This window comes from Microbacterium sp. NPDC055442, assembly GCF_053644215.1.
Genome location: NZ_JBSHLF010000003.1, coordinates 420,868 through 434,510 on the forward strand (window position 1 = coordinate 420,868; position 13,643 = coordinate 434,510).

Annotated in this window: 15 protein-coding genes and 1 riboswitch; of the genes, 11 read left to right on the top strand and 4 right to left on the bottom strand. The window is 72.3% G+C overall.

Features of this window, described 5'->3' with window-relative positions; translation table 11 throughout:
- Positions 1-92 precede the first annotated feature (92 nt).
- Entirely contained in the window at positions 93-518 is a 426-nt protein-coding gene (locus ACWIBS_RS09290; protein ID WP_376126861.1) for a hypothetical protein, read from the top strand.
- Here the strand turns inward: ACWIBS_RS09290 and ACWIBS_RS09295 are convergent.
- Positions 511-1,320, bottom strand: coding sequence for an ABC-2 transporter permease (locus ACWIBS_RS09295; RefSeq protein WP_376126859.1), 810 nt, complete (start codon positions 1,318-1,320; stop codon positions 511-513). The two genes, ACWIBS_RS09290 and ACWIBS_RS09295, sit on opposite strands and share 8 nt — an antisense overlap.
- Positions 1,317-2,696, bottom strand: coding sequence for an ABC transporter ATP-binding protein (locus tag ACWIBS_RS09300; protein WP_376126857.1), 1,380 nt, complete (start codon positions 2,694-2,696; stop codon positions 1,317-1,319). Before ACWIBS_RS09300 ends, ACWIBS_RS09295 begins: the two co-directional genes overlap by 4 nt.
- Before the next feature lie 113 nt (positions 2,697-2,809).
- Here ACWIBS_RS09300 and ACWIBS_RS09305 point away from each other — a divergent pair, with 113 nt between their 5' ends.
- Genes ACWIBS_RS09305 through ACWIBS_RS09320 form a run of 4 tightly spaced genes read left to right on the top strand, consistent with a single transcriptional unit; the run spans position 2,810 to position 6,197 of the window.
- The gene (locus ACWIBS_RS09305; RefSeq protein ID WP_376126855.1) at positions 2,810-3,871 is read left to right on the top strand and encodes an enoyl-CoA hydratase/isomerase family protein; all 1,062 of its coding nucleotides are present in this window, start codon (positions 2,810-2,812) and stop codon (positions 3,869-3,871) included.
- Positions 3,868-4,689, top strand: coding sequence for an LssY C-terminal domain-containing protein (locus tag ACWIBS_RS09310; RefSeq protein WP_376127055.1), 822 nt, complete (start codon positions 3,868-3,870; stop codon positions 4,687-4,689). The genes ACWIBS_RS09305 and ACWIBS_RS09310 overlap by 4 nt, the downstream gene beginning before the upstream one ends.
- Positions 4,686-5,201, top strand: coding sequence for a hypothetical protein (locus ACWIBS_RS09315; protein ID WP_376126853.1), 516 nt, complete (start codon positions 4,686-4,688; stop codon positions 5,199-5,201). The genes ACWIBS_RS09310 and ACWIBS_RS09315 overlap by 4 nt, the downstream gene beginning before the upstream one ends.
- Positions 5,202-5,258: 57 nt before the next feature.
- Positions 5,259-6,197 (top strand): DnaJ domain-containing protein, encoded by a 939-nt coding sequence (locus ACWIBS_RS09320; protein ID WP_376126852.1) that lies wholly within the window; start codon positions 5,259-5,261, stop codon positions 6,195-6,197.
- Between the two features lie 4 nt (positions 6,198-6,201).
- Here ACWIBS_RS09320 and ACWIBS_RS09325 read toward each other — a convergent pair whose 3' ends face one another.
- Positions 6,202-7,704 (bottom strand): D-alanyl-D-alanine carboxypeptidase, encoded by a 1,503-nt coding sequence (locus tag ACWIBS_RS09325; protein WP_376126850.1) that lies wholly within the window; start codon positions 7,702-7,704, stop codon positions 6,202-6,204.
- Positions 7,705-7,743: 39 nt separating this feature from the next.
- A riboswitch (TPP riboswitch) is annotated at positions 7,744-7,853 on the top strand.
- Here ACWIBS_RS09325 and ACWIBS_RS09330 point away from each other — a divergent pair.
- The 3 genes from ACWIBS_RS09330 to ACWIBS_RS09340 all read left to right on the top strand — a co-directional run bounded on the left by ACWIBS_RS09330 (position 7,847) and on the right by ACWIBS_RS09340 (position 10,742).
- Entirely contained in the window at positions 7,847-8,473 is a 627-nt protein-coding gene (locus ACWIBS_RS09330; RefSeq protein WP_376126848.1) for an ECF transporter S component, read from the top strand. It overlaps the preceding riboswitch by 7 nt.
- Positions 8,474-8,478: 5 nt before the next feature.
- The gene (locus ACWIBS_RS09335; RefSeq protein WP_376126846.1) at positions 8,479-9,957 is read left to right on the top strand and encodes an ABC transporter ATP-binding protein; all 1,479 of its coding nucleotides are present in this window, start codon (positions 8,479-8,481) and stop codon (positions 9,955-9,957) included.
- The gene (locus ACWIBS_RS09340; protein ID WP_376126844.1) at positions 9,954-10,742 is read left to right on the top strand and encodes an energy-coupling factor transporter transmembrane component T family protein; all 789 of its coding nucleotides are present in this window, start codon (positions 9,954-9,956) and stop codon (positions 10,740-10,742) included. The genes ACWIBS_RS09335 and ACWIBS_RS09340 overlap by 4 nt, the downstream gene beginning before the upstream one ends.
- Here the strand turns inward: ACWIBS_RS09340 and ACWIBS_RS09345 are convergent, their stop codons facing one another.
- A complete protein-coding gene (locus ACWIBS_RS09345) occupies positions 10,743-11,090 on the bottom strand; it encodes a DUF488 domain-containing protein (RefSeq protein WP_376126842.1) in 348 nt (115 codons plus the stop codon).
- Positions 11,091-11,189: 99 nt separating this feature from the next.
- Between ACWIBS_RS09345 and ACWIBS_RS09350 the strand changes: the two genes are divergently transcribed.
- From ACWIBS_RS09350 to ACWIBS_RS09360, 3 genes are read left to right on the top strand one after another with little or no spacing between them, the layout of a single operon-like run.
- Complete coding sequence (locus ACWIBS_RS09350) at positions 11,190-11,951, top strand: SDR family NAD(P)-dependent oxidoreductase (RefSeq protein WP_376126840.1); 762 nt, start codon at positions 11,190-11,192, stop codon at positions 11,949-11,951.
- The gene (locus tag ACWIBS_RS09355; protein WP_376126838.1) at positions 11,948-12,736 is read left to right on the top strand and encodes an enoyl-CoA hydratase/isomerase family protein; all 789 of its coding nucleotides are present in this window, start codon (positions 11,948-11,950) and stop codon (positions 12,734-12,736) included. Before ACWIBS_RS09350 ends, ACWIBS_RS09355 begins: the two co-directional genes overlap by 4 nt.
- A complete protein-coding gene (locus tag ACWIBS_RS09360; protein WP_376126836.1) occupies positions 12,733-13,590 on the top strand; it encodes an SDR family oxidoreductase in 858 nt (285 codons plus the stop codon). The genes ACWIBS_RS09355 and ACWIBS_RS09360 overlap by 4 nt, the downstream gene beginning before the upstream one ends.
- Positions 13,591-13,643 lie beyond the last annotated feature (53 nt).

Genomic DNA, 13,643 nt, shown 5'->3' on the forward strand with positions numbered 1-13,643 from the left:
GGCACCGCCCGAGAGGCCCGGCGTCGCCGATCGTTGCTTCACCGTAAGCAAACGATCCCGGCTCCAGCGCCCGACGCTGGCAGACTGGGCCTATGGTGACGCTTCTGCTCGACTCGACGCGGCTCGAAATCGCCCTGTCGGGAACCGAGCGGGCGCTGTCGTTCCGCAAGACGAACGTGTTCGTCGAACGCACCGAGATCGCGAAGGTGCAGCTCACCGACGACGCGTGGACGTGGCTGCGCGGCGTTCCGGCGCCCGGCACGCACGTGCGGGGCGTGATCGCGATGGGGTCGTGGAAGTCGGCGGGCGGATCGGACTTCGTCATCGTGCGCCGCCGACGGCCCAGCGTCGTCATCGATCTCGAGGGTCACCCGGAGTTCGCCCGCATCATCCTGACGACGCGTCACGGGCTCGCGCTCGTGCAGGCTCTGCAGCTCGACGACGTGTCCGCGGTGCCCGCCGACGTCGTCGACATCGCGACCGGCGCGATCCCGATCGCCGAGTCCTCGGTCAGCTGACGTCGCGTCGCCAGCTCGTGACGTACGCCAGCACGAGCAGCACGACGGCGTAGCCGACGAGCACGAGACCGCCGCCCCACCACGGCAGTCCGCCGTCGGCGGCCGGGCCGATCGAGAAGACGCTCGCGCCGACGAGGATGTCGCTCGCGGCGCCGGGCAGGAACTGCGTCACATCCGACAAGCCCTCGACGAAGGATGCCGCAGCCCGGCCGACGGGCTCGAGGAACTGGGTGAACACCAGGACGCCGACGATCGCTCCGACCTGATTGCGCACGAGCGCGCCGACCCCGATGCCGATGATCACCCAGAGCACATAGGCCAGCAGCATCCGCCCCAGCATCGCCCAGGTGTCGGAGCTGCCGAGGTCGGTGTCGAGCCCGAAGGCGGCGAGGAATCCCGCCGCGGGGCCGACGGAGGCGATGATGCCGAGCGCGCCGTACAGCACGCCCAGGATGACCCCCGCGACGACCTTGGCCGACAGCACCGTGCCGCGCTGCGGCGTGGCGAGGAAGGTGGGGGTGAGCGTCTTGTGGCGGAACTCCGCCGTCACGATGAGTGTTCCGATGAGGAGCGGGAAGACGTATCCGACCGTCGTCGCCGTGCTGTAGAGCGTCGCGGACAAGCCCTCGGACGGCAGCATCGCCTCACCGCCCAGCGCACCGGTCGAGGTGCCGGCGAACACGCCGCCGAGCACGGAGGCCGTGAAGGCGACGTACACGACGAGGATGATCGCGAGGATCCACCACATCGACGTCGTGAACTGCTTCGTGGTCTCGGACCGGGTCGCGGCGGCGAGGCTCATCGCGGGTCACCTCCCTCGTCGGCCGGCGCGTCGACGGCATCGACCCGCTCGTCGGGCGCGCTGAGCTCGTCGTCGATCTCGCCGATCGCCTCGATGTCGGGATCGGCGTCTTCGGGGGCGACGTCGGTGTCTTCGGAGTCGATCTCGGCGTCTCGGGGCGGCACGATGTCGATGACACCGGTCTGCGCGACGCTGAAGGCGGCCGAGGACGGCACGGGCGCGGCGACGGACGCGGCGACGGGCTCGAAGACGGCGAGCGGATCCGGCTCATCGGCCGGTGCCGCGCCCGCCGCGACGTCGTCGGACGGTTCGTCGACGGCGTCCGGCTCAGCGGGGGCCGGTTCAGCGGGCGCCGGCTCAGCGGGAACAACGTCCGGCTCAGCGGGAACAACGTCCGGTTCAGCGGGAACAACGTCCGGCTCAGCGGGAGCGGCGCCGGGCTGATCCGGTGCGACGTCGTGATCCGTCGCGCTCGCGTGCACGCGCTGCCCGCTCACGAGCTCGAGGAAGACCTCTTCGAGTGCGGGGCCCCGGCGCTGCAGCGACGACAGCGCGATGTCCGCCTCGGCAGCGATGCGGCCGACGCCCGCGGGCTCGAGCCCGCGCACCGTCAGGCCCGAGCGGAGCACGTCGTATCCCACGCCCGCGGCGTCGAGGGCGGCCGTCAGCCCCGCGCGATCGGGCGCGTCGACGACCGTGGCGTACTCCGTCGCGTCGGCGAGGTCTTCGAGTCGGCCTTGGAACACGAGGCGACCCTGCGAGATGACGAGCAGCGCGTCGACGGTCTGCTGCACTTCGCTGAGCAGGTGCGACGAGACGAGCACGGTGCGTCCTTCGCCGGCGAGCTGCTGCAGGAACCCGCGGATCCAGCGGATCCCCTCGGGGTCGAGGCCGTTCGTCGGCTCGTCGAGCACGAGCACGCCCGGGTCTCCGAGCAGCGCGGTGGCGAGTCCCAGGCGCTGGCGCATGCCGAGCGAGTATCCGCCGACCTTGCGCCCCGCGGCATCCGCGAGTCCCACGAGTCCCAGCACTTCGTCCACACGCGCGTCGCCCAGGCCCGCGGCACGCGCGTACACGCGAAGGTGGTTCGCGGCCGTGCGTCCGGGGTGGAAGCTCGACGCTTCGAGGACGGCGCCGACCGTCTGCAGCGGGTGGTCGAGCTTGGCATACGGGGTGCCGCCGATCGTGGCGACGCCGTCGGTCGCGCGCACGAGACCCAGGAGGATCCGCAGCGTCGTCGTCTTGCCGGCGCCGTTCGGGCCGAGGAATCCGGTGACCCGCCCGGGTTCGACCTGTGCCGTCAGCCCGGCGACCGCCGTGATCGCGCCGAACCGCTTCGTGACACGGTCGAACTCAAGCACGTGTCCTTCGGGCATGCCGAACCCCTCGTCGTGGTGAACCGTGCCCCTATCCTTGCGGAAATCCGCTCCGATCGCCGCATTCCGCGTGCGCCCTGGTCCATCCGGCGGCGGGCGGTAGCCTTGCGATCGTGACCGATGCCTCCGAATCCCAGGTCCTCGTCCGCGCCGAAGCGGGCCTCGGCCGCCTCACGCTCAACCGGCCGCGCGCCATCAACGCCCTCGATCTCGGCATGATCCGAGACCTCGCTGCGGCCCTCGACGCCTGGCAGGACGATCACGACGTCGACATCGTGCTGATCGACGGCGCGGGCGAGCGCGGCCTGTGCGCGGGCGGCGACGTCCGGGGTCTCGCGGCGCAGATCTCTCAGGGCGACGCCGAAGAGGCCGCCGTCTTCTTCCGCGACGAGTACGCCCTCAACGCGCGCATCGCCGAGTACCCCAAACCCGTCGTCGTCTTCGCCGACGGCGTCACGATGGGCGGCGGGATCGGACTGGCAGGTCACGCGGCGGTGCGCATCGTGACCGAACGCTCGAAGCTGGCCATGCCCGAGACGCGGATCGGCTTCACCCCGGACGTCGGCGGCACGTGGCTGCTGGCACGCGCGCCGGGCCGCACGGGGGAGTACCTCGCGCTCACGGGGGCCACGATGGATGCCGCCGATGCGGTGTACGCCGGCTTCGCCGATCATGTCGTCGCGAGCGACCGCCTGGATGATGTGCGCCACGCCCTCCAGACGCGGGCCGATCCCGAGACCCCGACCGAGCTCGTCATGCTGTTCGATGAGACGCCCGGGCCGTCGCGCCTCGAGGCGTCCCGCGAATGGATCGACGACGCCTTCTCGGCCGACACCGTCGCCGAGATCGTCGACCGTCTGCACGCCCGCGCAGAGCCCGACGCGCACGCGGCCGCCGACGTGCTGGCCGAGCTGTCGCCGACGGGGCTCGCCGTGACCCTCGCCTCGGTGCGCGCCGCGCGCGAGGCCGCGGGCCTGCGCGACGTGCTCGCGCAGGAGTACGGCCTGGTCATGTGGTTCGCCCACACGCAGCCCGACCTGCTCGAGGGCATCCGCGCGCAGCTGGTCGACAAGGACCGCTCGCCGCGCTGGAACCCGCCGAGCCTGGCCGAGATCGCCCCCGATCTCGCCGAGAACGCCCTCGGCTTCGAACCGGGCACGCCTTTGTGGGCCTGACGCCCCGGCGTCGCACAGCGTCGATCGGAATCGCGATCGACGGGTTCTTCTTCGTCTTCGCGGGCCTCGCAGCGGTGTGGCTCGCCTACCTCAGCCTGACCGAGACCTTCCAGGTCGGCTGGTGGGGCGTGCTGTTCGCCGTGCTGTTCTGGCTGCTGCTGGCCTATCTCGTGCTGCCTCGGCTGCATCGCATCCTCACGACGATCTACGTCCCCGACTACTTCATCGGACGCGCGCGCACGAGCGACGGCCTGCTGGGCGACCCCTTCAACCTCGCGTTCCTCGGCGAGGGAGGCCAGATCGAACGGGCGATGCGCGCGGCGGGCTGGACGAAGGCCGACCCCGTCACGCTCGCGTCGTCGGTGACCATCGTCACGTCGACGCTGCGGCGGCGCAGCTATCACGAGGCGCCCGTCAGCCCGCTGTTCCTGTTCGGGCGTCAGCAGGACTTCGCGTACCAGCAGGAGGTCGACGGCAATCCCGCGCAGCGCCACCACGTGCGGTTCTGGCGGTGCCCCGACGGCTGGCTCCTGCCGGGCGGCCGTCGCGTGGACTGGCTCGCGGCCGGGACGTTCGACACGAGCGTGGGGCTGTCGCTGTTCACGCTGCAGGTCACGCACCGCATCGACGCCGACACCGACGTCGAGCGGGACCACATCGTGAAGACCGTGACGGGCGCCGATCCCCGCGTGACGGTCGACGTCATCCGCGACTTCTCGACGGGGTATCACTCGCGAAACGGCGGAGGCGACAGCATCCGCACCGACGGCGACCTGCCGATCGTCGACGTGCGCGCGATCGCCGAGGTGACGACATGACCGGGATGCCGCGCAAGCGCCCCGCCTTCGAGCCGGCCTCGCGGCTGCTCGTGCCGACCGGGTACGACCCGGGCATGCGCCGGCCCGCCCCCATCGTGGCGGGCTTCGTGCTCGTGATGCTGCGCGTGCTCGCCGGCGCGGTCATGCTGCTGGGTGTCGCGTTCGGATGGGACTGGCTCATCCTGCCCGACGGCGACGAGCTCGCGTCGCTGCGAGAGGACACCGTGACCGGTCCCGTGGCGATCGCGCTCATCGTCGTCGTGGGCTCGATCACGCTGCTGCTCGATCTGACGTTCGGCGTGCTGGTCTTCCGCGGCCGCAACATCGCCCGCGTCATCGTCATGCTCGTCTCGGTCGTCTCGATCACGTCGTCGTTCGTCGCGTGGTGGGCGCAGGGGCAGGACATCACCCTGCGCACGACCTTCGTGTCGCTGAGCCTGGACATCCTGATCCTGCTGGCGCTGTCCAGCCGCGGCGCCGCCGCCTACGCGCGGCGTCACGAACGACGCTGAGGGCGACGTGGCATAACCTGTAAGCCGCCGCGGCCGCGGCGCCGATCGGGAGGGTGCGTGTTCGACAGTCCGCTCTCGGCGTCGGCCTACGACGTGCTCGGCGTCGCCCCCGATGTCGACGACGAGACGCTGCGCCGCGCCTATCGTCTGCGCCTGCGGCAGACCCACCCCGACACGGGCGGGGAGGCCGCCGTCTTCGTGCAGGTGCAGCGCGCGTGGGAGCTCGTCGGCACGATCCAGGCGCGCGCCGCCTACGACCGCGGACACGGGTTCGGGGCGCACGCCGCGCCGAGCTTCGCTCAGGATGCCGCGGGCTGGCGTCCGCCGCGCCCCGCGGCCGACACGCGGCCGCGGGCCCGGTCGCACGGTCATCCCGGGGGCTGGAACCGCGAGCGCTATCTGCGACTCATGCGGGAATGGGTCGGCCGGGGCGTCGACCTCGACGACCCCTACGATCCCGCCCTCGTGCGCTCCGCGCCCCACCACCTGCGCGGACTCCTCGCCGACGCGCTCGCCGAAGAGGCGACGGCCCGCATCGTGGCCGATCTCGGGATGGGCTACACCGTGTGGCACGACGTGCGTGCGGCCGCTCGCGGAGACGGGCCCGACGCCAAGATCGACCACATCGTGCTGGGGCCGAGTGGACTGTATGCCGTGCAGTCGGCCGACACGGGCGGCCCCGTGCGCGTGCGCCGGGGCGAGCTCATCGGCGAGGGGGTGACGGGTGCGCCCCTGGCGACCCTGGTCGGCCGCACACGCGCCCTCGCGCGCGCCGCGGGGGTGCGGTTCGGCGGAGCGATCGTCGTGCTTCCCGACGACGACGTCGCGCACCCCATCGACGAGCTCGGGAAGGTGCGCGGCACTCCCGTCGCGATCGTGTCGCGCAGCGCCCTGTCGACGATCCTGCGCCGCGGCGTGGCCGGCGCGCGGTCGATCGGCGGGACCGAGGTCTTCGACCTGCGCACCCGCCTTCAGCAGACCGTGCGCTTCGCCTGATCGGTCAGCTGGTCAGCCCGAACAGTTCGAGCGGGTGCGTCAGTCGCCACCAGGCATCCGGATCTGCGATGTCGTCGGAAAGACGCAGCGGCACGGCGGCGCGATCGAGCGGGCCGACGGCCGAGAGTTCGCCGACCGTGGCGCCCTTCGCGCGTGCGTCACCGAGGTCGAACGCGGTCGACACGGCGGCGGCGCTGCCGTTCCACAGCACGACGGCGGCATCCTCGGCGGTGACGATCGGCACGTTCGCGCCCCACGCGGTCGTCGCCCGGCCCACCGTCGTGCCCGCTTCGACCGAGGGCCGCGGCTGCAGCTCGGTCTCGATCTGGGCATAGAGGGCGCGTGAGACGGCGACCCGGGCGTCGCCGTCGGGCTGTCCCAGCACCGACGCGTACACGCGCACGGGGGTCTCGCCCACCATGACGTCTTTCGCCGTCAGCACGTTCCAGGTGTCCAGGGTGCCCGTCTTGACGCCGATGACGCCGGCATCCTCGAGCAGCCGGTTCGTGTTCTCGATGACGCCCACGCCCGGAAGGTCGACGGAGCGCTTGGCGACGATCTCGGCGATGACGGGGTGGGCGAGGGCCTTCTGCGCGAGGGTCAGCAGGGCGGCGGGGGTCGCGATGTTGCGCGGGTCCAGTCCCGTGGGCTCGACGACCTCGATGCCCTCGACGCCGTGCGTGCGGAGCCATCCGTTCGCCGCCTCCGCGAAGATCTCGTCGGTCGGCCAGAGCGTCGTTGCGAGGCGGTCGGCGTAGTTGTTGCCCGAGGCGATGAGCATGCCTTCGAGCATCTGGTACTGCGTCAGGGCCCCGCCGACGGGAACATCGAGCGCCGATTCGCCGTTGGCGCGGTACTGCCAGTATCGCGTTCGGTCGTACCCCGTGAACCGGTACTCGGGCCCCGCCTCGCCGAGTTCGAGCGGCATCTCCTCGAGCACCGCGAGTGCCGTGACGACCTTCGTGATGCTCGCGATGCTGAGCGGTTCGGGCATCGACGCGAGCTGCGTGTCGAAGCCGTCGACCGCGACGGCGGCGGCGCCGACGTCGGGCCAGGGCAGAGCGGCCTCCGCCGCGGCGACGGGCTGCACGCCGATCGCCTCGATCGTCGGCGCGACGGCGTGCAGGGGCCACAGCAGCGTGGTGGCGGCATACGCCCCCACGACGAGCGCGACGAGCGAGGCGGGGACGAGCACACCCGCGCGCAGCGGCGACCGGCGCGGACCCCGTCCGAGCAGATCGGGGCCGGGCTCGGCGGGCACCGGCGACATCCCCACCCGAGCGGAGTCGACCCACGCGAGGGCTCGCCGACCCGACAGTGCGCCGGCGGTGATGGCGGGCGCGTCCGTGCTCGTGCGCGGCAGATCAGGAGAGGGGAGCGTCACGTCGGTCGTCGTCGCCGACGCCGTCGGCGCCTCATCGGCCTCGAGGGTCGCCGTCACCGCGCGCATGGCCGCCTGATTGCGCAGGGCACGGCGCGAGGGCGGTGGGGTGATGTCGGGGGCCACCCGCCTACGGTACAACGCGCGGCGGGCGGCTATACTCATCGGCACAACCACGGGAGTCCGGTGAGCCGGGCTGAGAGGAAGCGACCCACGCTTCGACCGTCGAACCTGATCCGGATCATGCCGGCGCAGGGAGGAGCATCCGATGCACACCGTCACGTCCGCATCCACCCGGTCCACGAACGTCCGCAGGCTGCGCTGGAGAGTCGTCGACATCGTCGTCGCGAGCGTCATCGGCGTCGCGTCGGGACTCATCTTCCTGCTGTGGAACATCGGCTATCTCGGGCCCAAGACGCTGCTCGAACCGCTCGCGCCGGGCATCCAGGGTCTGCTCGACGGCCCCTGGCTCTTCGCCGGCGTGCTGGGCGCGCTCATCATCCGAAAGCCCGGCGCCGCGATCTACACCGAGACGCTCGCCGCCGTCGTCTCGGCGCTCGTCGGCAACACGTGGGGCGGGTTCCTCACGATCGAGGCCGGTCTCGTGCAGGGCCTCGGCGCCGAGCTGATCTTCCTGCTCTTCCTCTACAAGCGCTGGTCGTTCCCCGTTGCCGTGCTGGCGGGCGCGGGTGCGGCGCTGACCGGCGGGATCAACAACCTGCTCCTGTGGTACCCCGGAGCAGATGTGACCTTCACGGTCATCTACATGATCAGCACGCTCCTCTCGGGTGCCGTGATCGCGGGCGCGCTGTCGTGGGTGCTCGCCCGCGGGCTCGCCGCGACGGGGGCGCTCGACCGGTTCGCGTCGGGGCGCGCGGCACGCGTGCGCGTCTAGCCGTGATGAGCACCGTCTCCGGCCCCGCCGTCGTCGAGGCGCGCGGGTGGGGGTGGCGCCACGCGTCGCGTCACGCCTGGGCCGTGCGCGAGGCGACCTTCCGCATCGAGCCCGGCGAGCGCGTGCTGCTGCTCGGGGCGTCGGGATCGGGCAAGTCGACGCTCCTGCACGGCCTGGCGGGCGTGCTCGGCGGCGAGGAGGAGGGCGAGTCCGAGGGCGAGCTGCTCATCGACGGCGTGCCGGCCGCGGCAGTACGAGGCCGGGCGGGACTTGTGCTGCAGGACCCCGACTCGCAGGTGATCCTCGCCCGCGTCGGCGACGACGTCGCGTTCGGCTGCGAGAACTTCGGCATCCCGCGCGAGGAGATCTGGCGGCGCGTCGCGAGCTCGCTCGACGCCGTCGGCCTCGATGTGCCGCTCGACCGGCCGACGAAGCAGCTGTCCGGCGGCCAGAAGCAGCGCCTCGCGCTCGCCGGCGCGCTCGCGATGCGCCCCGGGCTCGTGCTGCTCGACGAGCCCACGGCCAACCTCGACCCCGACGGGGTCGGAGAAGTGCGCGCCGCCGTCGCCGCGATGCTCGACGCGCACGACGCGACCCTCGTCGTCGTCGAGCACCGCGTCCAGGTGTGGCTGCCGCTGGTGACCCGCGTCATCGTGCTGGGTGCGGGCGGCGTCGTGGCCGACGGACCCGTCGACGACGTGCTGCGCGGTCGCGCCGTCGAGCTCGCGGCAGGCGGCGTGTGGGTTCCCGGGCATCCGCCCGCGCACCCGCCCGCGCCGCCGCGACCCGCCGGTGCCGTGCTGCTCGAAGCGCGCGACCTCGCCGTCGAGCGCGTGCGCGGACGCGCCGTCGCGACGGGCCTGGAGGTCGACGTGCGCGCCGGCGCGGCCCTCGCCGTGACGGGCCCCAACGGCGCGGGGAAGTCCACGCTCGGCCTCACGCTCGCGGGCCTGCTGCCACCGGCATCCGGATCCCTGCGGGCGCACCCGCTGCTCGCTGACGGCGCGGGCGACTCGCCGATCGGCTGGGCGTCGCGGCAGCTGCTGACCCGCATCGGCACCGTCTTCCAGGACCCCGAGCACCAGCTCCTCGGACGCACCGTGCGCGGCGAGCTCGAGATCGGACCGCGAGCGCTGCGCCTGCCCGAGGACGAGATCTCCCGCCGCGTCGACGAGCTGCTCGAGCGGCTGCGCCTGGTCCGGCTCGCGGGGGCGAATCCGTACACGCTGTCCGGCGGCGAGAAGCGGCGGCTCACGGTCGCAGCGGCGCTCGCGACGGCGCCGCGCGTGCTCGTGCTCGATGAGCCCACATTCGGTCAGGACGCCCGCACGTGGGCCGAGCTCGTGGCGTTGCTGGCCCGGCTCCGCGACGAGGGCTCGGCGATCGTCACGATCACGCACGATCTCGATGTCGTCGAGGCGCTGCGCGCCGAGCAGTTCCGGATGCCGCGCCCCGATCCGGATGCCGCAGGGTCGCTGCCATGACCCTGCTCGACACGCACGCGCGCACGGGCGCCGTCGCCCGCATCAACCCCGTCGCGAAGCTCGGCGCGAGCGCGCTCATCGCGATCCCGCTCGTGCTGACGCTCGACCCCGTCTCGGCGGCGGTCGCGCTGCTGCTCGAGTGCCTGCTGCTGCCCTTCGCGGGGCTGCGCTGGCGGGAGTTCTGGATGCGGACGTGGCCCGTGTGGCTCGCCGCGCCCCTCACGGCCGTCACGATCGCGCTCTACGGCGAGACATCGGGTGAGATCTACGTCGAGTGGTTCGTCGTGCGGATCAGCGACGGCTCGCTCGAACTCGCCCTCGCGACGCTGCTGCGCGTGCTGGCGATCGCGCTGCCGTCGGTCGTGCTCTTCGTCACGGTCGACCCCACCGATCTCGCCGACGGGCTCGCGCAGATCGCGCGGCTCCCCGCCCGGTTCGTGCTCGGAGCGCTCGCGGGCCTGCGGATGGTCGGGCTCTTCCTCGACGACTGGCGGGCGCTCGAGCTCGCCCGCCGGGCCCGTGGCGTCGCCGATCGCGGCCGCATCCGGCGCTTCCTCGGCATGGCCTTCGCGCTGCTCGTGCTCTCGATCCGCCGAGGGACGAAGCTCGCGACGGCGATGGAGGCCCGCGGGTTCGGGGCGCCGACACGGCGCACGTGGGCGCGCGAATCCCGCTTCGGGGCGCGCGAATGGGCGCTCATGGGCATTGGTCTCGCGATCGCCCTCATCGCGATCGGCGCGGCGCTGTGGGCGGGCACGTGGAACTTCATCCTCGGCCCCTCGTGATCACTCGGCGAGGAGAACCTCGCGCAGGATGACGGCCTGGTTGTACTGCGGGTCGTGGGCTCCGAACAGCAGCGTGCACACGGGATGCTGCGCCAGTTCCGCCCGCAGCGCGCGGACGGCGGGGTTTCCGGCGAGCTCGGTGCGGTAGGCCGACACGAAGTCCTCCCACGGCAGGCCGCCGTGGTGGAACGCCTCGCGCAGGGCGGCGGAGGGCGCGACATCCTTCGCCCATTCGTCCAGCGCCGCGCGCTCCTTCGAGACGCCGCGCGGCCACAGCCGGTCCACGAGCACGCGGAAGCCGTCGCCGGGTTCCGCGTCGTCGTAGATCCGCTTGAGCTGCAGCTGCATGCCCCCATCCAACACCTTTCGCGGAGAGAGGGCACGGCGTCGCCCATATGCTGGACGCGACGTCGCGGCGCAGGCCGCAATCGGTTCGAAGGAGAGCACATGAATCTGACCGGAGCTTCGGCACTCGTGACCGGCGGTGCCAGCGGATTGGGTCTGGCCACGGCCCGTCGGCTCGCGGCCGAGGGGGCTGCCGTCACGATCGTCGACCTTCCCGGGTCGGTCGGAGCCGACATCGCGGCCGAGCTCGAAGGGTCGTTCGCGGCCGCCGACGTCACCTCGCCCGAGCAGGTCGCCGCCGCCGTCGAGACCGCGTCGGCGGCCGGTCCGCTGCGCGTCGTCGTCAACTGCGCCGGCATCGCGCCGCCGGCGAAGGTGCTCGACCGCGAGGGCAACCCGACGGGACTGGACGCCTTCGAGAAGATCGTGCGCGTCAACCTCGTCGGCACGTACAACGTCATCGCGCAGGCCTCGGCCGCGATCGCTCGCACCGAGCCGACCGAAGAGGGCGATCGCGGCGTCATCGTCAACACGGCATCCGTCGCGGCGTTCGACGGGCAGATCGGTCAGCCGGGATACGCCGCATCCAAGGGCGGCGTGCACGCCATGACGCTGCCGATCGCACGCGAGCTCGCCCGCCACGGCATCCGCGTCGTGACGATCGCGCCCGGCATCATGGAGACGCCGATGCTGCTGGGCCTGCCCCAGGCCGCACAGGACTCCCTCGGCCAGCAGGTTCCGTACCCGTCGCGACTCGGCCGCCCCGACGAGTACGCGCGCCTGGTGATGGCGATCGTCGACAACGAGTACCTCAACGGTGAGACGATCCGCCTCGACGGGGCGATCCGGATGGCGCCCAAGTGAGCGGCGTCCTGCTGCGGGTCGACGAGGGCCTCGCGCGGATCACCCTGAACCGCCCCGACCGGCTGAACGCCTTCGACGCCGATATGGCGCACGCGTGGGTGGATGCCACGACCGAGGCGACGTCGCGCTCCGATGTCGGAGCGATCCTGCTCGACGCGGCCGGACGCGCCTTCTGCGCGGGCGGCGACGTGCTCGCGATGGCGCAGGACGCGTACGCCGGCGCAGACATCGTCGAGCTCGCGGGCGTCATCAATCGCGGCATCCTGGCTCTTCTCGAATCCTCGGTTCCCGTCGTCGCCGCGGCGCAGGGCACGACGGCGGGCGGGGGCCTGGGGATCCTGCTGACGAGCGACTACGCGGTCGTGGGCGCCGACTCGAAGCTCGGCAGCCTGTATGCCAACATCGGCCTGACGCCCGACCTGTCCGTCACGACGAAGCTCGCGCGCGCTGTCGGCGAGCGGCGGGCGCTGCAGCTCGTGCTGCAGGACCGGCTGCTGACGGCGCAGGAGGCGCTCGAGTGGGGCCTCGTGGCCGAGGTCGTCGACCCCGAACGCGTCGGGGCGCGGGCCGAGGAGATCGCGCGGTTCTGGCTCGCGGGCGCCGCGGGCGCGTACGGCGAGGCGAAGCGCCTGATCCGCTCGCAGCCCGGCCGCACCGTCGCCGAGCAGCTCGCCGAAGAGGCCCGCACGATCGGTGCGGCGCTGGACACCGCCGAAGCGCAGGCCCGTGTCGCGGCGTTCGCGGCGCGATCACGGCCCAAGACCTCGTCGAAGGAGACCCCATGACCCCCACGCCCGCCGCCCCCGAGGGCGGACGACTCGCCGAAAAGACGATCCTGATGTCGGGCGGCAGCCGCGGCATCGGGCTCGCGATCGCGCTGCGTGCGGCGCGTGAGGGCGCGAACATCGCGCTCATGGCGAAGACCGACACGCCGCATCCGAAGCTCGCGGGCACGGTGCACACGGCGGCCGAGGCGATCCGTGCGGCCGGAGGGCAGGCGCTGCCGATCGTCGGCGACGTGCGCAACGACGGCGACGTCACCGAGGCCGTGTTCACGACGCAGGGCGAGTTCGGCGGCATCGACATCGTGGTCAACAACGCCTCCGTCATCGACCTGTCGCGATCGCTCGACCTGTCGGCGAAGAAGTACGACCTCATGCAGGACGTCAACGTGCGCGGCACCTTCATGCTCTCGCGGGCAGCGGTGCCGATCCTGAAGGAGGCCGCGAACCCGCACATCATCTCGCTCTCGCCGCCGCTGAACCTCACGCCGCAGTGGCTCGGTGCGCACACGGGCTACACGCTCGCGAAGTACGGCATGACGATGGCGACGCTGGGCATCGCGGCGGAGTTCGCCGAGTTCGGCATCGCGGCGAACACGCTGTGGCCGCGCACGACGATCGCGACGGCGGCCGTGCAGTTCGCGCTCGGCGGCGACGAGATGATGCGGGTCAGCCGCACGCCCGAGATCTACGCCGACGCGGCGTTCGAGGTCATGCTGCAGCCCGCCCGCGCGTACACGGGCCAGACGCTCATCGTCGAGGACGTGCTCGAGGCGGCCGGCGTGACGGACTTCTCGGGCTACGCCGCGGTGCCGGGCACGCCCGATTCGGCGCTCTTCCCCGACATCTTCCTGTAGCCGCCCGCTCGCCGCCGAACCGTACCGATCGCGTCGAACCCGACGTCGTCGAC